The organism is Streptomyces sp. NPDC001985 (assembly GCF_040296845.1).
GTDB lineage: Bacteria > Actinomycetota > Actinomycetes > Streptomycetales > Streptomycetaceae > Streptomyces.
Genome location: NZ_JBEOYB010000059.1, coordinates 21,688 through 44,046 on the forward strand (window position 1 = coordinate 21,688; position 22,359 = coordinate 44,046).

A 22,359-nucleotide genomic window follows, 5' to 3' on the forward strand; every position below is an offset into this window, starting at 1 on the left:
CCGGAGGTGACGACTTGGGCGCCCTGTCGCTGTGGTGGATGCGATGGCGGTGGTCGCGGCGCATCCGTACGGAACTCGATCTGCCGCACGCCCCCTCGCTCCAGGAGGTCATCGACGCCGTCGCCGCCCGGCGGGGGAGGCCGGTCAGGCTCGTCGTCGAACCGCTGGAGCTGAGGGTCTCCGGCTACTGCGCCCAGTCCGATGAGGCCGACTACATCTATGTCGACGCCAACGCCGGCCCGCTCCTCCAGTACCAGGTCGTCTGCCATGAACTCATCCATCTGCACCTGGGCCACGAGCCCGCCGACCAGGGCGCGGTCGACGACGAGGTGTCCCGGGCCCTCTTCAGCACCATGAGCCCCGATGTCGTACGGCTGGTGCTCGGCCGGGACGCCTACGACGAGCGGGCGGAGCTGGAGGCGGAGATCATCGGCACGGTCCTGCTCCAGTGCATCGATCTCTCCCGGCAGACCAACCCGGCCCTGACGGCCTCCTTCGAGATCGGGGGCACGGGTGTCTGAGGCCGTCTACGACGTCATGTATCTGACGGTGAGCTTCGCCGCGTACTCCGTGTGTCTGATCCGGCTGCTGCGGCTGCGGCTCGCCGCCCCGGCGCCGGTGCTGCTCACCACCGCGGCCCTGTTCTGGGGAGCGACCGCCTTTCTCTTCGCCGCTCCGACCGTCTACCGCGCGGTGGGGGAGGGCAGCGGCCACCCCAATCTCGCCGTGCTCTGCGTCTATGTGTCGGTGATCGTGTACGGCGGGCTCGCCCAGGCCATGGCGCTGATGTGGAAGGCCACCGAGGACACCGGCAATACCGGTCAATCCGGAGACACTGCCGGGAGGACGGCGAGCGGAGGGAGCACCGGCGGCGCGGGAGTCCAGCGGCCCGCCCCCGCCGTCGTACGGAGAATCCGCCGCCGGCTCACCGTCTACGGCACCGTGGCCACCGTGCTCGGCGCGGTCTTCCTGGTGGGCCGTCCCGCCGAAGGATCGTCCCCGACCACCTTCGACACCGACCAGGCCGGAGACGCGCCACTGCTGGCCTTCCTCCTCTTCTACCAGGCCGCCTGGTTCGCCGCCTGTCTCTACATCGCCGCCGTCTGCCGCCGCCATCTGCGCCGGACCGGGCCCGGTGAGACCCGGCTGCGGCGGGGGCTGCGCTGTGTCGCGGCCGGCACCCTCGTCTGCGCCGGCTACGGGATCTGCAAGCTCATCGCCATCGCGGGACCCGTCTCGGGTCTGTACCGGATCGATGTCCTCAGCGATGTGGTCGGCCCGATGGCCGCCGCCGTCGGAGCGGTGCTGATCGTCATCGGGTTCTTCTACCCCGTCATCGGCAAGTGGCTGGCCGACCGCCGGGACTACCGGCTGCTCGCCCCGCTCTGGGAGACGGTGGTACGCGACCACAACCCCCGGCACGTGCTCGCCCCGGCCAACCCGGTCCTGGGCAGGTTCGCCCTGGGCAGCACCGGTTTCCTGCTCACCCGCCGCATCATCGAGATCACCGACGCCCAGCGCTCCCTGCACCCCTATCGCTGTCCCGCGCCCGCCGAGGCGGTCCTCCGCCAGGCGGACCGGCACCTGCTCGCCGGCCCCGATCTCCGGGCCGCTCAGGAGGCCGCCGATCTGCTCGTCGCCGTGCGGCGGGCGGCGGCGGGGGAGACCCAGCGGCTCCGCCGGCCCCGGGCCGGGCCCGGCCGGCTGGCGACCGACGACGACGCCAGGGTGGAGCGGGAGCACCTGGTGCGGATCGCCCGCCATCTGGACCACCCCGCGGTCCTCAGCGCCGCGGGCCCTCCGGGATGACCGCGGTGGGCGGGCACCCGGGCGCGAGCCCCACCGGGTGCCCCCGGCGCCCCTTTGGAGGAATCGCTTGACCGCGCCGTCCCGGCCTGGAGCTTTCTCCCGCAGCACCCGGGCCCCACCTCATGGGAGAATGAAGTACGTGCGTTTTCCCCCGCTCATCTGCCCGGGGGCCAACTCCGATCGACTGGGATGTTCTGCACGTGCGTTTCCTCAATGACCTGAAGCCGCCGTACGACCTGACGTATGACGACGTGTTCATGGTGCCGCGCCGCTCGGCCGTGGGTTCCCGGCAGGGCGTCGACCTCTCCTCCCCCGACGGCAGCGGTACGACCATTCCGCTGGTCGTCGCCAATATGACCGCCATCGCGGGCCGCCGGATGGCCGAGACCCTCGCCCGCCGTGGCGGGCTCGTCGTCATCCCCCAGGACATCCCGATCGAGGTCGTCGCCGACGTCGTCTCCTGGGTCAAGAGCCGCCATCTGGTCCTCGACACCCCCATCGTGCTCGCCCCGCACCAGACCGTCGCCGACGCGCTGTCCCTGCTGCCCAAGCGGGCCCACGAGGCCGGTGTGGTCGTCGACGGCGATCAGCGGCCGGTCGGGGTCGTCACCGACGCCGATCTCGCCGGAGTGGACCGCTTCACCCAGCTGACCGAGGTCATGTCCCGGGATCTGCTGATCCTGGACGCGGACATAGACCCGCGCGAGGCCTTCCACCGGCTCGACAACGCCAACCGCCGGTACGCCCCCGCCGTCGACCGGGACGGCCGGCTCGTCGGCATCCTCACCCGCAAGGGCGCCCTGCGCGCCACCCTCTACACCCCCGCCGTCGACGCCTCGGGCCGGCTGCGCATCGCCGCCGCCGTCGGTATCAACGGCGATGTCGCGGGCAAGGCCAAGCAGCTCCTGGAGGCGGGTGTCGACACCCTCGTGGTGGACACCGCCCACGGCCACCAGGAGTCGATGATCTCCGCGATCAAGGCGGTCCGCGGGCTCGACCCGCGGGTCCCGATCGTCGCGGGCAACATCGTCGCCGCCGAGGGAGTGCGCGATCTGATCGAGGCGGGCGCCGACATCATCAAGGTCGGTGTGGGCCCCGGCGCCATGTGCACCACCCGCATGATGACCGGTGTCGGCCGGCCGCAGTTCTCGGCCGTTCTGGAGTGCGCCGCCGAGGCGAAGAAGTACGGCAAGCACGTCTGGGCCGACGGAGGCGTCCGGCACCCCCGGGATGTCGCCATGGCGCTGGCCGCCGGAGCCTCCAATGTCATGATCGGCTCCTGGTTCGCCGGCACCTACGAGTCGCCCGGCGACCTTCAGCAGACCGCCGACGGACGGCTCTACAAGGAGTCCTTCGGCATGGCGTCCGCACGCGCCGTCCGCAACCGCACCAGCGAGGAATCGGCGTACGACCGGGCCCGCAAGGCGCTCTTCGAGGAGGGCATCTCCACCTCGCGGATGTTCCTCGACCCCACCCGCCCCGGAGTGGAGGACCTGGTCGACTCCATCATCGCGGGCGTCCGCTCCTCCTGCACCTACGCGGGCGCGGGCTCCCTGGAGGAGTTCGCCGAGCGGGCCATCGTCGGAGTCCAGAGCGCCGCCGGATACGCCGAGGGCCAGCCCCTGCACGCCAGCTGGAACTGACCTTCCGCACGCGGAAAACGAGGCAAAAGGCCCGGTCCCCGGAGGTTTCGGGGGCCGGGCCGAAGTTTTTTGCCATCCCATGGTTTTTCTTGGCATGGAAGGAATGACCCGGGGTAGGCGCGGCTTTGCACTGACCACGGAGCAGGGGAGGACTAAGTGTCCACGGCGAGCCAGGTTGCGACCGAACTCACACAGCCGGGAACACGGGGCCCGGGCGAAGCGCTGCATCTTCCGGACGTGCCCGACCCCGGGGCGGTGGCTCCCAAGGACGCGCGGGAGATCTCCAGGATCTTCTTCGTCCGGCTGGCGGAGCTGGAGGAGGGGACCCGCGACCACCAGTACGTGCGGAACACGCTCATCGAGCTGAACCTCGCGCTGGTGAAGTACGCGGCCGGCCGGTTCCGGAACCGGGCCGAGCAGATGGAGGACATCGTCCAGGTCGGCACCATCGGCCTGATCAAGGCGATCGACCGGTTCGAGCTGAGCCGCGAGGTCGAGTTCGCCACCTTCGCGGTGCCCTACATCGTCGGCGAGATCAAGCGGTTCTTCCGGGACACCAGCTGGGCGGTCCATGTGCCCCGCAGGCTCCAGGAGCTGCGGATCGACCTCGCGAAGGCCACCGACGACCTCTCCCAGCGGCTCGACCGCTCACCCACCACCCGTGAGCTGGCCGAGCACCTCGGGATCGACGAGCAGGAGGTCATCGAGGGCGTCGTCGCCAGCAACGGCTACACCGCCGGCTCGATCGACATGCCGATGGAGGACTCCTCCGACCACACGGCCTCCCCGCTCTCCGACCGGCTCGGCGCCCCCGACGCCGATCTGGAGATCGCCGAGAACGTCCAGGCGCTCAAGCCGCTGATCGAGGAGCTGGACGAGCGGGACCGCAAGATCCTGCGGATGCGCTTCGGCGACGAGCTGACCCAGTCGGAGATCGGCGCGGAGCTGGGCGTCTCGCAGATGCATGTCTCCCGGCTGCTGACCCGGATCACGACACGGCTGCGTGAGGGGCTGCTCGCGGTCGAATGAGCCGCAGCGCCCCGGCCACCGCGTGGGCCAGCGCCGCATGACCCTCGTCGTCCGGATGGAGACCGTCCGCGAGCTGCCCGGGGCCGAGCACATCGCGCCCCGGCAGCAGCGCGAGTGCCTCGTCCCCGGCGGCCCGGTCGGTGACGGCCTGTTCCAGCGCCGCGCGCAACTGCGCCAGGGTCGCCCCCAGCCGGTTCGCGGTGTGCTCGGCCGCCGGGCGGAGCACCGGGGAGACCACCAGCAGGGGGGTGCCCGGGTGCCCCTGCCGCACCACGGCGAGGAACGCCCGCACCGTCTCGTACAGCAGCGGCGGTGAACAGGGCACCTGCGACCAGCAGTTGGTGCCGAAAGCCAGGGTCAGCGCGTCCGCCGGCAGGGCCGCGAGCTGTTCGGCGGTGGCCAGTTCGCCGTGGGCCGTGCCCGCGTACCCCAGATTCACCGTGTCCAGGCCGAGCAGCCGCCCCGCCGTCGCGGGCCAGGAGTGGGCGGGCCGGGTGGACCACCAGCCCTCGGTGATGGAGTCCCCGTGGACCAGCCAGCGCGGCTGGCGCGGCGCGGGTGTGAGCGAGCCGCCGATGGCGCGCAGCCCCAGCACGAGCGGCGCGCGCGACTCCGGCGGATGGATGATGAAGCGCCGGCCAGGAGCGGGCGGCAGCTCGATGGTGACCACGCCCTCCGCCGTCGGCTCGGCGAAGGTCTCCGAGACCGGGCCGTCCTGCACCCAGAGGGCGAAGCAGTCGGGGAGCGCGCCGGGGACGGCCGAGGCACGGTAGTGGATCTGGACCGCCCGCGCGCCCTCGGCCAGGAACTCCAGCCGCACCCCGATCGGCAGCGCCGCCCGGTCACAGGTGTCCCGGGGCAGCCTGCCCCGGTCGGCGGGGTCCGCCCGCACCGGGCGCTGCCCCTCAAGCCAGGCCACCCCGCGCAGAAATGGACTGGGATCGAGCCAGGTCACCGGTGCCTCCGGAGGGTGCGCAGGGAAAAGCCGACGGGCCGCGGCGCCGTTCGACAGAACCGGAGAAATGTCAGGAACGGCCCGCGCCCCGCCCTCCAGCATGCCTGGTGGTCCCACCCGCGCGGCCGGGACCGGGGAGCGGTCACCCGCACGAGGGGGGTGAACCATTCCGTACGAAGCGCTGTCCGAGCCCTGCGGAAGGACGCGGGCGCGGCGGGCGGCCGGAGGTGCGGGACGGGCGCGGCGCGCGGGCGGAGGCCGGAGCGGAGCGCGGGAGCGCACCGGCCCCCGCTGTTCCGGATCGCGCGCGCGGGCGTGTTCTACTGCGGTGACGGCATCGCGCCGCCCTCCCACCCGTCCCGGCAGAGAAGTGATCCACCCGCAGTGCGACTCAACGACCTCGACGAACGCATCGTCCACGCCCTCGCGGAGGACGCCCGCCGCTCCTTCGCCGACATCGGCGCCCTGGTGGGGCTCTCCGCCCCCGCCGTGAAGCGGCGGGTGGACCGGCTGCGCGCCGTGGGGGCCATCACCGGTTTCACCGTACGTGTCGATCCGGCCGCGCTGGGCTGGGAGACCGAGGGGTTCATCGAGCTGTACTGCCGCAGCAACACCTCCCCCGAGGCCATCGAACGCGGTCTGGAGCGCTATCCGGAGGTGGCGTCCGCCTCCACCGTGACCGGGGAGGCGGACGCCATCGTCCAGGTCTTCGCCTCCGACATGCGCCACTTCGAACGGGTGCTGGAGCGGATCGCGGGGGAGCCGTTCGTGGAGCGCACCAAATCGGTGCTGGTCCTCTCGCCGCTGCTGCGGCGCTACTCCTCGGGATCGCCCGCCTGAGCGGCCCGCCCCCCGGCGCGCAATGAATCGCCGATCGGGCATCGGATCGCGCAACGGATCGCCCCTCGGCGCGCAACGGTCGCGTCTTGTCGCCGCCCAGGCCCGGACCGTACCGTTTTGAACGTCTTTCGCTGCCCGGGGCACCGGCCCCCGGCAGCGCCGCGATCCCGTGCCCGCACCCACCTCCCGAGGTCAGCCATGCCGCCGCTGCGCACCGCCCTGCTCCAGAGCTCCGGCCGACCGGGCTCGGTCGACGGGAATCTCCGGATGCTCGGCGACGCCGCCGCCCGGGCCGCGGCCGGGGGCGCGAAGCTGCTGGTCACTCCCGAGATGGCGCTCACCGGCTATGCGATCGGCGACCAGGTGCCGGTGCTGGCCGAGGCCGCCGACGGCCCCGCCGCCGGGGCCGTCGCCGCGATCGCCGCCCGTCACGGGCTGGCCATCGCCTACGGCTACCCGGAGCGGGCGGGGGAGCGGGTCTTCAACTCCGTACAGCTCATCGGCCCCGCCGGCGAGCGGCTCGCGAACTACCGCAAGACCCATCTCTTCGGCTGCTTCGAGCGGAAGTGGTTCACCCCCGGCGAGCAGCCGGTGGTCCAGGCCGAGCTGGGCGGTGTCCGGGTCGGGATGCTGATCTGCTACGACGTGGAGTTCCCGGAGAACGTCCGGGCGCACGCCCTCGCGGGCACCGATCTGCTGCTGGTGCCCACCGCGCAGATGCACCCCTTCCAGTTCGTCGCCGAGTCGCTGGTCCCGGTGCGCGCCTTCGAGAGCCAGATGTACATCGCGTACGTCAACCGGACCGGTCCCGAGGGCGAGTTCGAGTTCGTCGGGCTGAGCTGTCTGGCCGGCCCCGACGGGCTGGCCAGGACCCGCGCCGGGAGGGGCGAGGAGCTGGCCTTCGGCGAGGTGGACCCGGGCTTCCTCACCGCCTCGCGCGAGAGCAATCCGTATCTCCGCGACCGCCGCCCGGATCTGTACGCCCCGCGAGCCTGATCCCCTTCCCCTCCCTCAGCCCTCCCAGCAGTCCCCCGCAGTCCCCCGCAAGGAGCCCGCCCCCATGACGTCCACGGTGCCCACCGCCGTCCAGCACACCGACGCGCAGCCGCCGATCACCATGTTCGGGCCGGACTTCCCCTACGCGTACGACGACTATCTGGCCCACCCGGCCGGGCTCGGGCAGATCCCCGCGACCGAGCACGGCACCGAGGTCGCGGTGATCGGCGGCGGGCTCTCCGGGCTGATCACCGCGTACGAGCTGATGAAGATGGGGCTCAAGCCGGTCGTGTACGAGGCGGACCGGATCGGCGGCCGGCTGCGCACGGTCGGCTTCGAGGGCTGCGACCCGGGGCTCACCGCCGAGATGGGCGCGATGCGCTTCCCGCCGTCCTCCACCGCGCTCCAGCACTACATCGACCTGGTGGGGCTGACGACCACCCCGTTCCCGAACCCGCTGGCCCCCGGCACCCCCTCCACCGTGGTCGACCTCAAGGGCGAGACGCACTACGCCGAGACCATCGACGATCTGCCCCAGGTCTACCGCGATGTGATGGACGCCTGGAACGCCTGTCTGGAGGAGGGCGCGGACTTTTCGGACATGAACCGCGCCATGCGCGAGCGCGACGTACCGCGCGTCCGGGAGATCTGGGCGCGGCTGGTCGAGAAGCTCGACAACCAGACCTTCTACGGGTTCCTCTGCGACTCCGAGTCCTTCGCCTCCTTCCGCCACCGGGAGATCTTCGGCCAGGTCGGCTTCGGCACCGGCGGCTGGGACACCGACTTCCCGAACTCGATCCTGGAGATCCTGCGGGTGGTGTACTCCGAGGCGGACGACCACCACCGGGGCATCGTCGAGGGCAGCCAGCAGCTTCCGCTGCGGCTCTGGGAGCGCGAGCCCGCGAAGATCGTCCACTGGGCGCCGGGCACCTCGCTCTCCTCGCTCCACGGCGACGGGCCCCGGCCCGCCGTCACCCGGCTGAACCGCACCGCCGGCAACGGGATCACCGTCACGGACGCGTCGGGCTCCATCCGCACCTACCGGTCCGCCGTCTTCACCGCGCAGTCCTGGATGCTGCTCTCCAAGATCGCCTGCGATGACACGCTCTTCCCGATCGACCACTGGACGGCGATCGAGCGCACCCACTACATGGAGTCCTCCAAGCTCTTCGTCCCGGTGGACCGCCCCTTCTGGCTGGACAGGGACGAGACCACCGGCCGTGACGCCATGTCGATGACCCTGACCGACCGGATGACCCGGGGTACGTATCTGCTGGACAACGGGCCCGGCCGGCCGGCCGTCATCTGCCTCTCCTACACCTGGTGCGACGACAGCCTCAAGTGGCTGCCGCTGTCGGCGCACGAGCGGATGGAGGTCATGCTGAAGTCGCTCGGCGAGATCTACCCCAAGGTGGACATCCGCCGGCACATCATCGGCGACCCGGTGACGGTCTCCTGGGAGAACGAGCCCTACTTCATGGGCGCGTTCAAGGCCAATCTGCCCGGCCACTACCGCTACCAGCGGCGGCTGTTCACCCACTTCATGCAGGACCGGCTGCCCGAGGACAAGCGGGGGATCTTCCTCGCCGGGGACGACATCTCCTGGACGGCCGGCTGGGCGGAGGGCGCCGTGCAGACCGCGCTCAACGCGGTGTGGGGCGTGATGACGCACTTCGGCGGCTCGACCGACCCCGGCAACCCGGGTCCCGGCGATCTCTACGACGAGATCGCCCCGGTGGAGCTTCCCGAGGACTGAGACCGGCCGTCAGGACCAGGGGGTGAGCAGACAGCGGCCCACCAGCCCCACCCCCAGGTCCATCCGCTCGGTGAACTCGTCGGCGAGCGGCGCGAGGTCCCTGATCCGCCAGAGCACCCGCGCCGCCGACCACGCGGCGTCCCGGGCCCGGTCCAGGCTCCAGGCACCCGCCAGATGGGTGAGCGGATCGGCCAGCTCCAGCAGATCGGGGCCGGGCATCAGCTCCTCGCGGACGCGCTCCTCCAGGAGCGCGAGGATGTCGCCCACCCGGTCGAACTCATCCTCCAGATCGGCCGGAGCGCACTCCAGCGCCCGGCAGGAGTCGACGACGGCGAGCGCCAGATCGTGGCCGATGTGGGCGTTGACACCGGCGAGGGCGAACTGGAACGGGCGGATGCCGGGGTGGTGCCGGTACTGGAACAGCGGGCGCCAGCAGGCGGGGGGCCGCGCGCCCGTGTCCACCGCCGCGACGGCGGCGAGATACCGGCCCGCGAAGAGGACGTCCAGCACCGTCGCCGCCCGGGGGTCGGGGAACTCGCCCGCGTCGATCCGGCGGCCGATCTCCTCGGTCACCGCGAGATAGACCCGGTTGAAGACCGCGACCCCGTCCCGGGCGGGCCAGCGGGAGTCCAGCTCCCGCATCCGCCCGGCGATCCCCGCCACCCCGGCCGCCGCGCATCCCTCTGTGTGGACCATGACGGCAGCGTCCCAGCCGCCGGGCCGGGCCGGGGCCGGGCGGCCGGGACTTCCCCACAACGGGGGACAGCTCCTACGGCTTGCTGTCGCCGCCGTCCTTCTCCGTGTCGTACGTGGAGGTGCCGGCGTCCAGGAGCGGCTTCTGCTCCTTCATATGGGCCGGGGCGAAGGCCCGCAGCACGTGGTATCCGGTGATGACCACGATCGTGCCCAGCGCGATCCCGCCCAGGGTGAAATCGTCGGTGATCTTCAGACTGACCCCGCCGACCCCGATGATGATGCCCGCGGCGGCCGGTACCAGATTCAGCGGGTTGCTCAGATCGACCTTGGCGTTGATCCAGATCTGGGCGCCCAGCAGCCCGATCATCCCGTACAGGATCACGGTGATGCCGCCGAGCACCCCGCCGGGGATCGCGGCGACGACCGCGCCGAACTTCGGGCAGAGCCCGAAGAGGAGGGCGAAACAGGCGGCGGCCCAGTAGGCGGCGGTCGAGTAGACGCGGGTGGCGGCCATGACGCCGATGTTCTCGGAGTACGTGGTGTTCGGCGGGCCGCCCACGGCCGTGGAGAGCATCGACGCGGCGCCGTCGGCGGCGATGGCGCTGCCGAGCTTGTCGTCGAGCGGGTCGCCGGTCATCTCGCCGACGGCCTTGACATGACCGGCGTTCTCCGCGATCAGCGCGATGACCACGGGGAGCGCGACCAGGATCGCCGACCACTCGAAGCTGGGGCCGTGGAAGGAGGGGAGCCCGATCCAGTCGGCCCTGCCGACGGCGGAGAAGTCCAGCCGCCAGTGGTCGGTGGCCTCGCCGCCGCCGACCGGTGAGTGGATCTTGCCGAAGACCCGGTCCAGGACCCAGGAGAGCACATAGCCGAAGATCAGCCCGAGGAAGATCGCGATCCGGGAGAAGAAGCCGCGCAGACAGACCACGGCCAGACCGGTGAAGAGCATCACCAGAAGGGCCGTCCACTGGTCCTGCGGCCAGTAGGTGGCGGCGGTGACCGGCGCCAGGTTGAAGCCGATGAGCATGACCACCGCACCGGTCACGACCGGCGGCATCGCGGCGTGGATGATCCGCGCGCCGAACTTCCGCACGGCCAGACCGGAGAGGAAGAGCGCGCCGCCGACGACGAAGACCGCGCCGGTGACGGTGGCGCTGGTGCCGCCGCCCGCCCGGATGATCTCGGCGACGCCGACGAAGGAGAGCGAGCAGCCCAGATAGCTGGGGACCCGGCCCCGGGTGGCGAGCAGGAAGATCATGGTCGCGACGCCGGACATCATGATCGCGAGGTTGGGGTCCAGGCCCATGAGGACCGGGGCGACGAAGGACGCCCCGAACATGGCGACCACGTGCTGGGCGCCGAGGCCGGCGGTCCTGGGCCAGGAGAGCCGCTCGTCGGGGCGTACGACGGCGCCCGGAGCGGGTGTCCGTCCGTCGCCGTGCAGGGTCCAGCGCACGCCGAGGTTCACGGGCCGCTCCTTAGGTCCTTCGGGGGTGTTCGACGATCGGCGCAATGGTAGTGCGAGTTTCGGCCAGGGGTTCCATCCGTGAATCGCGCGCGCGGGATTGTCACCCTCCACCGGCGGGCCTACGCTCGCACGGTCCGGTACATGAATCTCGTTCACATCTCTGACAGGAGGGTTCGATGGCCGGAAGCGCCTTACGGCGGTGGGGAGTTGTGCTCACCGCGCTCGCCCTCTGCGCGGGTCCGCTGCTGCCGTCCGCGTCCGCGTCGTCCCCCGGGCGAGCGCCGCAGACGGTGGTGATCGACGGGGACCGGCTGGTCCGGGCGAAGAAACGGCTCGACCGGGGGGACCCCGCCCTGCGCACGGCGGCCCGGCACCTGGTCGCCCAGGCCGACCGCTGGCTGGGCCAGGGGCCCTGGACCGTGGTGGACAAACCCCGGCCCGCGCCGAGCGGCGACCCGCACGACTACCTCAGCCAGGCGCCCTACTGGTGGCCCACCAGGCCGGGGACCCCCGAGAACCCCTGGGGCTGCCCCTATGTCCAGCGCGACGGCGAACGCAACCCCGAGGTCGACACCGGTACCGACCGGCCCGACATCGGGAAGGTGGTCGGCGCCTCCACGACACTCGGGCTCGCCTGGTACTACACCGGGGAGCGGCGGTACGCGGAGCACGCGGCGCTGATCCTGCGCACCTGGTTCGTCACCCCGGCGACCCGGATGAACCCGCACCTCAACCACGGGCAGTTCATCCCGTGCAGGCACGAGGGCCGCGCGATCGGCATCATCGACTTCTCGCAGATGTACACCAGCGTGCTGGACACCCTCGCGATCCTCGACACCGGGGCGCCCGGCTGGCGCGCCGCCGACCGGAGGGGGATGCGGGCCTGGAACACGGCCTTCCTGGACTGGCTGCTCACCAGCGGGTTCGGCAAGGAGGAGGCGGCGGCGGGGAACAACCACGGCACCTTCCACGACATGCAGGTGGCGGCGCTCGCGGCGGCCACCGGGGAGCGGGCGCTGGCGCGGCGGATCGTCCGGGAGGCGGGGGCCAAGCGGATCGATCCGCAGATCGCGGCGGACGGGAGGCAGCCGCTGGAGCTGAGCAGGACGCGCAGTTGGCACTACTCGGTCTTCTCGCTGGTGGCGTTCGCGCGGCTGGCGGAGATCGGGGAGCGGGTGGGGGTTGATCTGTGGGGGTATCGGGGGGCGGAGGGGGAGAGTCTGTTCGGGGCGGTGCGGTATGTGCTGCCGGCGGCGACGGGGGAGGGGGTGTGGGGGCATCCGGAGCTGGAGTTCCGCAGGTACGCGGCGGGGGATGTGATCCGGGCGGCGGCGGACGCGGGCGATGCCCGCGCCCGGGCGGCCCTGCCGCATCTGGAGCCGCCTCCCACGGGTGACCTCTGGCTTCTCCGCCCGGCGGCGGAACAACTCTCCTCCATCGCCGGCTGACCTCCCGGGCCCCGGGCCCCGGGCTCTCGGGCCCGCACTCGACGAGGGGCCGGGCAGCTCCAGCCTGTCCGGGGTTCGGGGACGGACGCGGTGCGGCAGGGGGCCCGCGTGGTGCGGGCCTTGGTCGGGGGCCTGCCCCCGAGCCCCCGCTCCTCAATCGCCGGAGGGGCTGGGGTTGCTCGGGTCGTGGGCGGGGCTGGGTGTCGGGCCTCATGTGCAGGCGGGGCCGGGAGGTGTGCCGTATCCGTCGGTGGGGCCGAGTGAACAGCCGGTCCGGCGTTTGGGGGCGGACGCCGCACCCCGGGGGCCCGGGCCCGTGTGTTTCGAGCGGGTCCGGGGTTTGGGGGCGGACGCTGCACTCCGGGTGCCCGGGCCCGTGTGTTTCGAGCCGGTTCGGGGTTTGGGGACGGACGCTGCACTCCGGGTGCCCGGGCCCGTGTGTTTCGAGCCGGTTCGGGGTTTGGGGACGGACGCCGCACCCCGGGTGCCCGGGCCCGTGCGTTTCCAGCCGGTCCGGCGATTGAGGACGGACCCCCCGCCCCGGGAGCCTCGGCCCTGGGGCCCCGGCGCGGCCCCCCCCGAGCTACCCGAGAGGGGTCTTCTCCGGCGCGGCCGGCGCGGTCGTGCGGGCCGCGCGGAGCACGTTCGCGGCGAGGAACAGGCCGAAGGCGAGCAGTGTCACCAGACCGAACGACACCACCAGACTCGTCGCGTCCGCCACCGCCCCGATCGCGCTCGGCGCGATCAACCCCGAGGTGTACGTGATCGTCGCCACCCCCGCGATCGCCTGCGCCGGCCTCGGCCCGCTCCGCGCCGCCGCCGCGAACGCCAGCGGCACCACCACCGCCACCCCGAGCCCGATGAACCCGAACCCGGCCAGCGCCAACGCCGGATGCGGTGCCAGTACCACCATCACCCCGCCCGCCGTGGCGAGCACCCCGCCCCAGCGGACGGTCCGCACCGGGCCGAACCGGTCCACCACCCGGTCCCCCACCAGCCTCGCCACCGCCATCGTCAGCGCGAACGCCGTGGTCGACGCCGCCGCCAGCCCCGCCGACGTACCCAGCTCGTCCCGCAGATACACCGCCGACCAGTCCAGACTCGCCCCCTCCGCGAACACCGCGCAGAACCCGATCGCCCCGATCACCACAGCGGACCTCGGCGGCAGCGCGAACCTCGGCGGCGCCTCCTCGTCCGGGCTGCTGCGCAGGTCCAGTACGCGCCGGCAGGCCAGGAGCCCCAGCACCGTCAGCACCCCCGCCGCCAGCGCGTGGTGCACCCGGGCGTCGACGTCCAGCTGTGCCGCGAACGTCCCGCCGACCGAGCCGATCAGCGTCCCCACGCTCCACATCCCGTGCAGGCTCGACATGATTGACCGCCCGAGGCGGTTCTCCGTCTCCACCCCGAGCGCGTTCATCGCGACATCGGAGACCCCGGCCGTGGCCCCGTACACGAAGAGCGCCGCGCACAGGGCGAGCAGATCGGGCGCGAGGGCCGGCAGCACCAGCGCCAGGGTCCACAGCGCCAGCAGCCCCCGCAGGGCGTTCCGCGCGCCGAAGCGGTGGCTGACCATTCCCGCGAGGGGCATCGACAGCGAGGCCCCGATCGCGGGGAAGGCCAGCGCCAGCCCGAGCTGCCCCGCGCTGACCCCGGCGTGGTCCTGAATCCAGGGAATCCGGGTGGCGAAGTTCCCGGTCACCGCGCCGTGCACACAGAAGACCGTGGCCACGGCGAACCGGGCCTGTTTCAATCGCTGCTGCCCGTAGGCGGCCTCGTACGCCATGGCGGCGCCCCTCCCTCTCGTTTGGTGGCCGTAAACTATCAGGAACCCTTCCTGATGGATAATGGTTACAGCCGGGGACCCGATCTGAAAGGATTCCCGCATGCCCGCATCCCCGAGCACCGCCCGGGTCATCAACGATCGGACCGCGCTCGAACTGCTCCAGCGCGAGGGTCCGCTGACGGCCGGACAGCTGAAGACCCTGACCGGGCTCTCCCGGCCCACTGTCGCCGATCTGGTGGAGCGGCTCCAGGAGTCGGGGCTGATCCGTGTCGTCGGGGAGGCGGGTGCCCGCCGCCGCGGCCCCAACGCCCGGGTGTACGGGATCGTCGCCGACCGGGCCCATCTGGCGGCCCTCGACGTGCGGACCGAGGGGGTCTCCCTGGTCGTCGCCGATCTGCTCGGCGCCACCCTCGCCGAGGCCGCCCTCCCCATCGCCCGGGACAGCGACCCCGAGCCCGCGGTGGAGCTGACCGCCTCCCTGCTGGAGCGGACCGTGCGCGAGGCGGGCGCGGCCCGGCTGCACAGCGTCGGCATCGGCGTCCCGGGCCTGATCGACCCGGTCACCGGCGAACTCCGGGACGCGACGGGCCTGCCCGCCTGGCACCGGAGCCTGGTGGCCGCGCTCCAGGAGCGCCTGTCCGCCCGGATCGTCCTGGAGAACGAGACCAACCTGGCCGCCGTCGCCGAGCAGAGCACGGGCGCCGCCCGCGACCGCGACACCTTCGCCTTCCTCTGGCTCGGCGGCGGTGTCGGCGCCGCGCTCTTCCTCGACGGCCGGCTGCGCAGGGGCGCGTCGGGCGGCGCGGGCGAGATCGGCTTCCTCCCCGTGCCGGGCACGGGCGGGCTCCCCTCCGCCTCCGACTGCGGCGGCGGCTTCCACTCCCTGACGGGTTCGCGGGCGATCTGCGCCCTCGCGGAGGAGTACGGACTCAAGCCCCCCGTTCCCCCCGAGACCCACCGCCCCCCGGCGGCGGCGATCGTGGCCGAGGCGGTCGCGGCCGGCGCGGAGGAGTTCCTGGACGCCCTCGCCGCACGGCTCTCCTTGGGCGCCGCGGCGCTCACCGCGATCCTCGACCCGGGCTGTGTGGTCCTCGGCGGCGAGGTGGGACTGGCCGGCGGCGCCGAACTGGCCTCCAGGGTCGAGTCCGCCCTCGCCGAGCTGACCCCGCTGCCCACGCGGGTGCGGCCGGGGGAGCTGGGCGGCGCCGCGATCCTGCGGGGCGCGCTGCTCATGGCCCGCGACACGGCGCAGGAGGAACTCTTCGCGCCGGGGGCGTGAGCGCCCGGGCCCTCGCGCCCGGGCCGTGCGAACGAGCTGTGCGAACGGGCCGGGCGGAAGGCGCGCGGCGCCGGGGCGGCGGCCCGCGCGGAGGGAAGCCCGACGGCGGCAAGGGCCGGGACTCCGCCGCCGGGCGTCCGTCACCCCGCGCGCGTGCGGAGGTCCGCAGAGCGTAAAAGGACTAGACCAGAACGGTCAATACATCAAAATCCAGCCAGCGGTCCGGCCGGTTCCGGACCTTCTGTGAGTCAGTCCACATGATCCGTCTGTCTGGGCCCTTGCCCCGCATGGCACACTGGCCCTGTATCAGCAGCAGCGCACTCCGGGGTCGGTGCAATTCCGAACCGGCGGTTACAGTCCGCGACCCGTCCGCAGCCAGCGGCCGGTTGACCAGGTGAAATTCCTGGACCGACGGTTAAAGTCCGGATGGGAGGCAGTGCGCGGCGGGCGGCCGATCTCCGGCATGCCGACCGCAGACGGCGGCTGATCGCCCGTGCGGCGATCGGTGCGTCCGGCGGTCCGGCACAGCCGTGTACCGGGCGACCCGCTCTCTGTCGTCATCGACAGACCCCGGAGTCCGCGCCCGACGAGGCAGGAGGACCCGGTGGCCACCGCTGCCGACACCACCGCCATGCGCCGCGCCATCGCGCTCGCGGCCCGCGGACTCGGCTTCACCCGCCCCAACCCGGTCGTGGGATGCGTCATCGCCGACGCCTCCGGAGAGACCGCCGGCACCGGCTACCACCAGCGCGCGGGCGGACCCCACGCCGAGGTCCACGCCCTGCGCGCCGCCGGCGAACGGGCCCGGGGCGGCACCGCGTACGTCACCCTCGAACCCTGTAACCACACGGGCCGCACCGGCCCCTGTGCCCAGGCGCTGATCGACGCCGGCGTCAGCCGTGTCGTCTACGCCGTCGGCGACCCCGACCCCCGGGCCACCGGCGGCGCGGCGACCCTGCGCGCGGCCGGGCTCCGGGTGGAGTCCGGGCTGCTCGCCGAGGAGGCGGAAGCGGGCAACGCCGCCTGGCTCACCTCCGTACGGCTGCGCCGTCCCCATGTGCTCTGGAAGTACGCCGCCAGTCTCGACGGCCGGATCGCCGCCCGGGACGGCTCCAGCCGCTGGATCACCTCGGCCGAGGCCCGCGCCGATGTCCACCGGCTGCGCGCCGAGGCCGACGCGGTCCTGGTCGGCTCCGGGACCCTGCGCGCCGACGACCCGCACCTCGCGGTCCGGGGCGTCGAGGGCGCCGTCCAGCCCCTGCGGGTCGTTCTCGACACCCACGCCACGATCCGGCCCACCGCCCGGGTCCTCGACGACGCCGCCCCGACCCTGATAGCCGTGGGCGAGGGCGCCGACACCGGCCATCTCCCCGGTGTCGACATCGCGCGGCTCCCGGCCGGTGACCGGGGCCTGGCCGTCCACGGCCTGCTCGACGAGCTGCACCGCCGGGGCATCCGCTCCGTACTCCTCGAAGGCGGCCCCACCCTCGCCGGGGCCTTCGTCGCGGCGGGCGCCGTCGACAAGGTCGTCGGCTACATCGCCCCCGTGCTCCTCGGCGCCGGACCCGCCGCTCTCGCCGACGCCGGAATCTCCGCCATCGGCGAGGCGTTGCGGCTCCAGACGACCGAGACCCTGCGCATCGGCCCCGATCTGCGGATCACCGCCGTGCCCGCCACCACCCCGAAGGAGAGCTGAGTGTTCACCGGAATCGTCGAAGAACTGGGTGAGGTCACCGCCGTCGAGAACCTCGGCGACTCCTCCCGCTTCCGGCTGCGCGGCCCCAGGGTCACCGAGGGCGCGCGACACGGTGACTCCATCGCCGTCAACGGCGTCTGTCTCACGGTGGTCGAGACCGGCGGCGGGGAGTTCACCGCCGATGTGATGGCCGAGACCCTCAACCGCTCCAGCCTCGGCGGCCTCACCGCCGGCTCCCGGGTCAATCTGGAACGCCCCACGCCCGTCGGCGGGCGCCTCGGCGGCCATATCGTCCAGGGGCACGTGGACGGCACCGGCACCATCCTGGCGCGCACCCCCTCCGAGAACTGGGAGGCCGTCAAGGTCTCGCTCCCCGGCGGGCTCTCCCGCTATGTGGTGGAGAAGGGCTCCATCACCGTCGACGGAGTCAGCCTCACCGTCGTCGACGCCGCGGACGACCACTTCACCATCAGCCTCATCCCGGCCACCCTCGCCCTGACCACCCTCGGCATCAAGCAGAGCGGCGACCCCGTCAACCTCGAAGTCGACATCATCGCCAAGTACGTCGAGTCGCTGCTCGGGGACCGATCCCGGGAGACCGCGCTGTGAGCGCCCTGTCCACCCTGAACTCCGTGGCCTTCACGGCCTTCGGACAGGACATCAAATGGTCCGACATGACCGGCAACACCATCGGTCTGATCGCACTCGCGCTCGGCTGGCGCCGCTCGATCTGGACCTGGCCCGCCCAGCTCCTCTCCGGCGTCGTCCTGGTCGCCGCCTACGCCTCCGCCGACCTCAGCGGAGGCGTGGGCAAGCAGCTCATCGTCATCGCGGTCGCCGTCTGGGGCTGGCGGCAGTGGACCCGGGGCCGGCAGCACGCCCAGGACGGCTCCATCGCCGTCCGCTTCGCCACCTGGAAGGAGCGCGGACTGCTCGCCGGCGGCGCCATCGCCGGCACCCTGGCGGTCGGCGGCCTCTTCACCCTCTACCCGTCGCTGTCCTGGAGCCCCTGGGCCGACGCCTACATCTTCGTCGGCACCGTGGTCGCCATGGTCGCCCAGGCCCGCGGCCTGGTCGAATTCTGGTTCGCCTGGCTGCTGGTCGACATCGTCGGCGTGCCCCTGGCCTTCAGCAGCGGCCTCGCCTTCTCCGGGCTGGTCTATGTCATCTACTTCGCGCTCGTCCTGTGGGGCCTGCGCGACTGGTGGCTGCGGACCCGTACCCCGGCTCTGAAAGGAGTCCCGGCATGATCTCGCCGTCCCGCACCCCGGCCGAGCGGTCCCTCTCCCCGGCCGAGCCGCCTCCCGCCCCGGCCGAGCCGCCCCTCTCCCTCGCCCTCGACCCCGTGGAAGCGGCCATCCGGGACATCGCCGCCGGCCGGCCCGTGGTGGTCGTGGACGACGAGGACCGCGAGAACGAGGGCGATCTCGTCATCGCCGCCGAGAAGGCCACGCCCGAGGTCGTCGCCTTCATGATGAGCGAGTGCCGGGGCCTGATCTGCGCCCCCATGGAGAGCGGCGAACTGGACCGGCTGGAACTGCCGCAGATGGTGGCGGAGAACACCGAGTCCATGCGGACCGCCTTCACCGTCTCGGTCGACGCGGCCCCCGTCCATGGAGTCACCACCGGAATCTCCTCCTCCGACCGCTCCGCCACCCTGCGGCTGCTGGCGAACGGGGCCGCCGGACCCGCCGACTTCGTCCGCCCCGGCCATGTCTTCCCGCTCCGCGCCCGGCCCGGCGGAGTGCTGGAGCGCAATGGCCACACCGAGGCCGCGGTCGACCTGGCCCGGCTCGCGGGTCTGCGCCCCGCCGGGGCGATCGTCGAGATCGCCGGCGAGGACGGGGTGATGCTGCGGCTGCCCGAGCTGATCCCCTTCGCCCGCAAGCACGGGCTGACGATCATCTCCATCGAGGACCTGGTCGCCTACCGTCTCGCCACCGCCGCAGGCCCCGCCCGGGCGGTGCCCACCGTCCGCCGCGAGGCCGCCGTCGACCTGCCGACCGCCTTCGGCCGCTTCACCGCCTACGGCTACCGCTCCACCGCCGACGGCGTCGAGCACGTCGCCCTCGTCCACGGAACCGTCGGCGACGGCGAGGACCTGCTCGTCCGCATCCACTCCGAGTGCCTCACCGGCGATGTCTTCCAGTCCCTGCGCTGCGACTGCGGCCCCCAGCTGCACGCCGCCATGGAGCACATCACCCGGGCCGGCCGCGGTGTCGTCGTCTATCTCCGCGGCCACGAGGGCCGGGGCATCGGCCTGCTCCCCAAGCTGCGCGCGTACGAACTCCAGGAGCGGGGCCGCGACACCCTCGACGCCAACCTCGAACTCGGCCTCCCCGCCGACTCCCGCGACTACGCGGCCGGCGCCCAGATCCTCGCCGACCTCGGCGTGCGGAGCCTGCGGCTGATGACCAACAACCCCGACAAGATCACCGCGCTGGTCGGCCACGGCCTCACCGTCCACGGCCGGGAGCAGATGCCCGTCCAGGCGGGCGAGCACAACCTCCGCTATCTGCGCACCAAGCGCGACCGGATGGGCCACCAGCTCCCCGGGCTGGACACCCCCGCCGTGTCCGCCTGCGCCAACCAGTGACAACAGAGATCCCCCGAGGAGAAGTGTGAGCGGCAAGGGCGCACCCGAACTGTCCGTACGCAACTGCGGCGACCTCCGAGTCGCCGTCATCGCGGCCCAGTGGCATGAAAAGATCATGGACGGCCTGGTCGAGGGCGCCCTGCGCGCCCTGCGCGAGCTGGGCATCGACGAACCCACCCTGCTGCGGGTCCCCGGCAGCTTCGAGCTGCCCGTCGTCGCCAAGGTCCTCGCCGAGCGCGGCTACGACGCGATCGTCGCCCTCGGCGTGGTCATCCGCGGCGGCACCCCGCACTTCGAGTACGTGTGCCAGGGCGTCACCCAGGGGCTTGTCCAGGTCTCCGTCGACACCGGTGTCCCCATCGGGTTCGGCGTGCTGACCTGCGACACCGAGGAGCAGGCACTGGACCGTGCCGGTATCGAGGGGTCGACCGAGGACAAGGGCCACGAAGCGGTCACCGCGGCCGTCGCGACCGCCGCCACCCTCCGCTCGGTCAGTGAACCCTGGCGCTGAGCGGAGCCCCGCACCCCGTACCCTGAGAGCATCATGGCGAACAAAACCTTCGAAGAACTCTTCGCCGAGCTCCAGCTCAAGGCGGAGACCGGCGACCCGGCCACCTCCCGCACCGCCGAGCTGGTGGACAAGGGCGTCCACGCGATCGGCAAGAAGGTCGTCGAGGAGGCCGCCGAAGTCTGGATGGCCGCCGAGTACGAGGGCAAGGAAGCCGCCGCCGAGGAGATCTCCCAGCTGCTCTACCACGTCCAGGTGATGATGGTCGCGCGCGGGATCTCCCTGGACGACGTCTACGCCCACCTCTGAGCACCACCGCCCGCTGCCCCGCCCCGCACACCCACGACGCAAGGAAGCCGACCTCATGCTGCGCATCGCCGTCCCCAACAAGGGTTCACTGTCCGGACCTGCGATGGCGATGCTCCATGAGGCCGGCTACCAGCAGCGCAAGGAGTCCAAGGAACTCGTCCTGGTCGACCCCGTGAACGAGGTCGAGTTCTTCTATCTGCGCCCCCGCGACATCGCGATCTACGTCAGCTCCGGCCGGCTGGACATCGGCATCACCGGCCGCGATCTGCTCCTCGACTCCGGCGCCGGTGCCGAGGAGATCCTCCAGCTCGGCTTCGCCCGCTCCACCTTCCGCTACGCCACCCGCCCCGGCACCGCGGGCGGCGTCGGGGAGTTCGGCGGCATGACCGTCGCCACCTCCTACGAGGGCATTGTCGCCAAGCACCTCGCCGACAACGGCATCGACGCCTCCGTCGTCCACCTGGACGGCGCCGTGGAGACCGCGATCGAGCTGGGCGTCGCCCAGATCATCGCGGATGTGGTCGAGACCGGGACCTCGCTGCGCAACGCGGGCCTGGAGGTCATCGGCGAGCCGATCATGACCTCCGAGGCCGTGGTCATCCGCCGCACCGGAGCCGACCCGGCCGACCCCGCCGAGCCCAAGGTGCAGCAGTTCCTCCGCCGGCTCCAGGGCGTCCTGGTCGCCCGCTCCTACGTGATGATGGACTACGACTGCCGGGTGGAGCACCTGGAGCAGGCCGTCGCCCTCACTCCCGGCCTGGAGTCGCCGACCATCTCCCCGCTGCACCACGAGGGCTGGGTCGCCGTCCGCTCCATGGTCGCCGCCAAGGAAGCCCAGCGGATCATGGACGATCTGTACGAGCTGGGCGCGCGGGCCATTCTCACCACCGCCATCCACGCCTGCCGGCTCTGAGGAACCACCGAGACCATGACCAGCCCCGCCGCCGCCCCGGAGCAGCAGCTCCCGGTCACCTTCCGGCCCACCCGCACCCGTGTCGTCCTGCTGAGCGTCGGCACGGTGATGTTCTCCGTGATCGCCTTCGTGGGGCTGACCCTGGAGCGGCTCAACCCGGGGGAGCGGATCAGCTTCGTCTTCACCGCCTTCCTCTTCCTCGGTGTGCTGGCCCTGCTCAGCAGGCCCAAGGTGGTCGCCGACGCCACCGGTGTGACGGTCGTCAACATCACGCGCGTACGCCACCTGGAGTGGGCGGAGATCGTCAAGGTGAACCTCCGTCCGGGTGATCCCTGGGTCTTCCTCGACCTGAGCGACGGGACCAGCCTGCCGGTCCTCGGCATCCAGCCCGGAATCGCCCGGGAGCAAGCCATCAGCGACGCCCGCGCCCTGCGCGCGCTCGCCGAGTCCCACGGCACCGTCCCCCGCTGAGCCGCCGCTCCGCCCGGCGCTTCGCCCGCCCCGGCGGGGGCGGGCGCCTCTACTCTGGTGACGGCGGCGCCCAGCGCGCCCCGTCCCGTCCGCCGCGCCGGCCGGGCCGCGCCCTCCGCGGCGGGCCCGCCGGCGGCCGTCACGGGGCTCCAGCGATCCGA

The 22,359-nt window shown here is 72.4% G+C and carries 21 protein-coding genes and 1 riboswitch; of the genes, 17 read left to right on the forward strand and 4 right to left on the reverse strand.

The window, feature by feature from the left end; all coding sequences use genetic code 11:
• Positions 1–14: 14 nt before the first annotated feature.
• The 4 genes from ABT122_RS24485 (at position 15) to ABT122_RS24500 (ending at position 4,481) form a co-directional block, all read left to right on the forward strand.
• On the forward strand, positions 15–521 hold the full coding sequence (locus ABT122_RS24485) for a hypothetical protein (RefSeq protein WP_351556112.1): 507 nt from the start codon (positions 15–17) through the stop codon (positions 519–521).
• Entirely contained in the window at positions 514–1,809 is a 1,296-nt protein-coding gene (locus ABT122_RS24490; protein ID WP_351556115.1) for an MAB_1171c family putative transporter, read from the forward strand. Before ABT122_RS24485 ends, ABT122_RS24490 begins: the two co-directional genes overlap by 8 nt.
• A gap of 200 nt (positions 1,810–2,009) precedes the next feature.
• Positions 2,010–3,452 carry a GuaB1 family IMP dehydrogenase-related protein gene (locus ABT122_RS24495; protein WP_351556118.1) on the forward strand — a complete coding sequence of 481 codons (1,443 nt, stop codon included), beginning with the start codon at positions 2,010–2,012 and terminating at the stop codon, positions 3,450–3,452.
• A 156-nt stretch (positions 3,453–3,608) separates the two neighbouring features.
• Positions 3,609–4,481: an RNA polymerase sigma factor SigF gene (locus ABT122_RS24500; protein WP_351556121.1), complete on the forward strand. Its 873-nt coding sequence runs from the start codon at positions 3,609–3,611 to the stop codon at positions 4,479–4,481.
• Here the strand turns inward: ABT122_RS24500 and ABT122_RS24505 are convergent.
• Positions 4,441–5,436 (reverse strand): GDSL-type esterase/lipase family protein, encoded by a 996-nt coding sequence (locus ABT122_RS24505; protein ID WP_351556124.1) that lies wholly within the window; start codon positions 5,434–5,436, stop codon positions 4,441–4,443. The two genes, ABT122_RS24500 and ABT122_RS24505, sit on opposite strands and share 41 nt — an antisense overlap.
• 384 nt (positions 5,437–5,820) lie before the next feature.
• On the opposite strand from ABT122_RS24505, the gene ABT122_RS24510 reads away from it, so the two are divergent.
• From ABT122_RS24510 to ABT122_RS24520, 3 genes are all read left to right on the forward strand, one after another.
• Complete coding sequence (locus ABT122_RS24510; RefSeq protein WP_351556127.1) at positions 5,821–6,276, forward strand: Lrp/AsnC family transcriptional regulator; 456 nt, start codon at positions 5,821–5,823, stop codon at positions 6,274–6,276.
• A 198-nt stretch (positions 6,277–6,474) separates the two neighbouring features.
• On the forward strand, positions 6,475–7,272 hold the full coding sequence (locus ABT122_RS24515) for a carbon-nitrogen hydrolase family protein (protein ID WP_351556130.1): 798 nt from the start codon (positions 6,475–6,477) through the stop codon (positions 7,270–7,272).
• Positions 7,273–7,336: 64 nt separating this feature from the next.
• A complete protein-coding gene (locus ABT122_RS24520; RefSeq protein WP_351556133.1) occupies positions 7,337–9,028 on the forward strand; it encodes a flavin monoamine oxidase family protein in 1,692 nt (563 codons plus the stop codon).
• 9 nt (positions 9,029–9,037) lie between these two features.
• Here the strand turns inward: ABT122_RS24520 and ABT122_RS24525 are convergent, their stop codons facing one another.
• The gene (locus ABT122_RS24525) at positions 9,038–9,724 is read right to left on the reverse strand and encodes a DUF5995 family protein (protein WP_351556136.1); all 687 of its coding nucleotides are present in this window, start codon (positions 9,722–9,724) and stop codon (positions 9,038–9,040) included.
• A 73-nt stretch (positions 9,725–9,797) separates the two neighbouring features.
• Positions 9,798–11,195: a uracil-xanthine permease family protein gene (locus tag ABT122_RS24530; protein WP_351556139.1), complete on the reverse strand. Its 1,398-nt coding sequence runs from the start codon at positions 11,193–11,195 to the stop codon at positions 9,798–9,800.
• Between the two features lie 176 nt (positions 11,196–11,371).
• Here ABT122_RS24530 and ABT122_RS24535 point away from each other — a divergent pair, with 176 nt between their 5' ends.
• Positions 11,372–12,643: an alginate lyase family protein gene (locus ABT122_RS24535; protein ID WP_351556142.1), complete on the forward strand. Its 1,272-nt coding sequence runs from the start codon at positions 11,372–11,374 to the stop codon at positions 12,641–12,643.
• A gap of 583 nt (positions 12,644–13,226) precedes the next feature.
• Here ABT122_RS24535 and ABT122_RS24540 read toward each other — a convergent pair.
• Positions 13,227–14,426, reverse strand: coding sequence for an MFS transporter (locus ABT122_RS24540; protein WP_351556144.1), 1,200 nt, complete (start codon positions 14,424–14,426; stop codon positions 13,227–13,229).
• A 100-nt stretch (positions 14,427–14,526) separates the two neighbouring features.
• Here ABT122_RS24540 and ABT122_RS24545 point away from each other — a divergent pair, with 100 nt between their 5' ends.
• The 9 genes from ABT122_RS24545 to ABT122_RS24585 all read left to right on the forward strand — a co-directional run bounded on the left by ABT122_RS24545 (position 14,527) and on the right by ABT122_RS24585 (position 22,198).
• Positions 14,527–15,705: an ROK family transcriptional regulator gene (locus ABT122_RS24545; protein ID WP_351556146.1), complete on the forward strand. Its 1,179-nt coding sequence runs from the start codon at positions 14,527–14,529 to the stop codon at positions 15,703–15,705.
• A gap of 313 nt (positions 15,706–16,018) precedes the next feature.
• Positions 16,019–16,149, forward strand: a riboswitch (FMN riboswitch).
• A 160-nt stretch (positions 16,150–16,309) separates the two neighbouring features.
• Positions 16,310–17,401, forward strand: a complete 1,092-nt coding sequence (gene ribD, locus ABT122_RS24550) for a bifunctional diaminohydroxyphosphoribosylaminopyrimidine deaminase/5-amino-6-(5-phosphoribosylamino)uracil reductase RibD (protein WP_351556149.1) — start codon at positions 16,310–16,312, stop codon at positions 17,399–17,401.
• On the forward strand, positions 17,402–18,010 hold the full coding sequence (locus ABT122_RS24555) for a riboflavin synthase (protein WP_351556152.1): 609 nt from the start codon (positions 17,402–17,404) through the stop codon (positions 18,008–18,010). It abuts the gene before it with no gap.
• A complete protein-coding gene (locus ABT122_RS24560) occupies positions 18,007–18,651 on the forward strand; it encodes a nicotinamide mononucleotide transporter family protein (protein ID WP_351556154.1) in 645 nt (214 codons plus the stop codon). Before ABT122_RS24555 ends, ABT122_RS24560 begins: the two co-directional genes overlap by 4 nt.
• Positions 18,648–19,997: a bifunctional 3,4-dihydroxy-2-butanone-4-phosphate synthase/GTP cyclohydrolase II gene (locus ABT122_RS24565; RefSeq protein ID WP_351556157.1), complete on the forward strand. Its 1,350-nt coding sequence runs from the start codon at positions 18,648–18,650 to the stop codon at positions 19,995–19,997. The genes ABT122_RS24560 and ABT122_RS24565 overlap by 4 nt, the downstream gene beginning before the upstream one ends.
• 25 nt (positions 19,998–20,022) lie before the next feature.
• A complete protein-coding gene (ribH, locus tag ABT122_RS24570) occupies positions 20,023–20,508 on the forward strand; it encodes a 6,7-dimethyl-8-ribityllumazine synthase (protein ID WP_351556160.1) in 486 nt (161 codons plus the stop codon).
• 33 nt (positions 20,509–20,541) lie between these two features.
• Positions 20,542–20,814, forward strand: a complete 273-nt coding sequence (locus ABT122_RS24575; RefSeq protein ID WP_351556163.1) for a phosphoribosyl-ATP diphosphatase — start codon at positions 20,542–20,544, stop codon at positions 20,812–20,814.
• Positions 20,815–20,869: 55 nt separating this feature from the next.
• Entirely contained in the window at positions 20,870–21,727 is an 858-nt protein-coding gene (gene hisG, locus ABT122_RS24580; protein WP_351556166.1) for an ATP phosphoribosyltransferase, read from the forward strand.
• Positions 21,728–21,742: 15 nt separating this feature from the next.
• A complete protein-coding gene (locus ABT122_RS24585; RefSeq protein ID WP_351556169.1) occupies positions 21,743–22,198 on the forward strand; it encodes a PH domain-containing protein in 456 nt (151 codons plus the stop codon).
• Positions 22,199–22,359: the final 161 nt, after the last annotated feature.

What these genes read in the sequence shown, in the direction of transcription:
- ABT122_RS24515 (WP_351556130.1), top strand. Translation starts at nt 6,475, where the DNA reads ATGCCGCCGCTGCGCACCGCCCTGCTCCAGAGCTCCGGCCGACCGGGC.
- ABT122_RS24520 (WP_351556133.1), top strand. Translation starts at nt 7,337, where the DNA reads ATGACGTCCACGGTGCCCACCGCCGTCCAGCACACCGACGCGCAGCCG.
- ABT122_RS24525 (WP_351556136.1), bottom strand. Translation starts at nt 9,724, where the DNA reads ATGGTCCACACAGAGGGATGCGCGGCGGCCGGGGTGGCGGGGATCGCC.
- ABT122_RS24535 (WP_351556142.1), top strand. Translation starts at nt 11,372, where the DNA reads ATGGCCGGAAGCGCCTTACGGCGGTGGGGAGTTGTGCTCACCGCGCTC.
- ABT122_RS24540 (WP_351556144.1), bottom strand. Translation starts at nt 14,426, where the DNA reads ATGGCGTACGAGGCCGCCTACGGGCAGCAGCGATTGAAACAGGCCCGG.
- ABT122_RS24545 (WP_351556146.1), top strand. Translation starts at nt 14,527, where the DNA reads ATGCCCGCATCCCCGAGCACCGCCCGGGTCATCAACGATCGGACCGCG.
- ABT122_RS24565 (WP_351556157.1), top strand. Translation starts at nt 18,648, where the DNA reads ATGATCTCGCCGTCCCGCACCCCGGCCGAGCGGTCCCTCTCCCCGGCC.
- ABT122_RS24575 (WP_351556163.1), top strand. Translation starts at nt 20,542, where the DNA reads ATGGCGAACAAAACCTTCGAAGAACTCTTCGCCGAGCTCCAGCTCAAG.
- hisG (WP_351556166.1), top strand. Translation starts at nt 20,870, where the DNA reads ATGCTGCGCATCGCCGTCCCCAACAAGGGTTCACTGTCCGGACCTGCG.
- ABT122_RS24585 (WP_351556169.1), top strand. Translation starts at nt 21,743, where the DNA reads ATGACCAGCCCCGCCGCCGCCCCGGAGCAGCAGCTCCCGGTCACCTTC.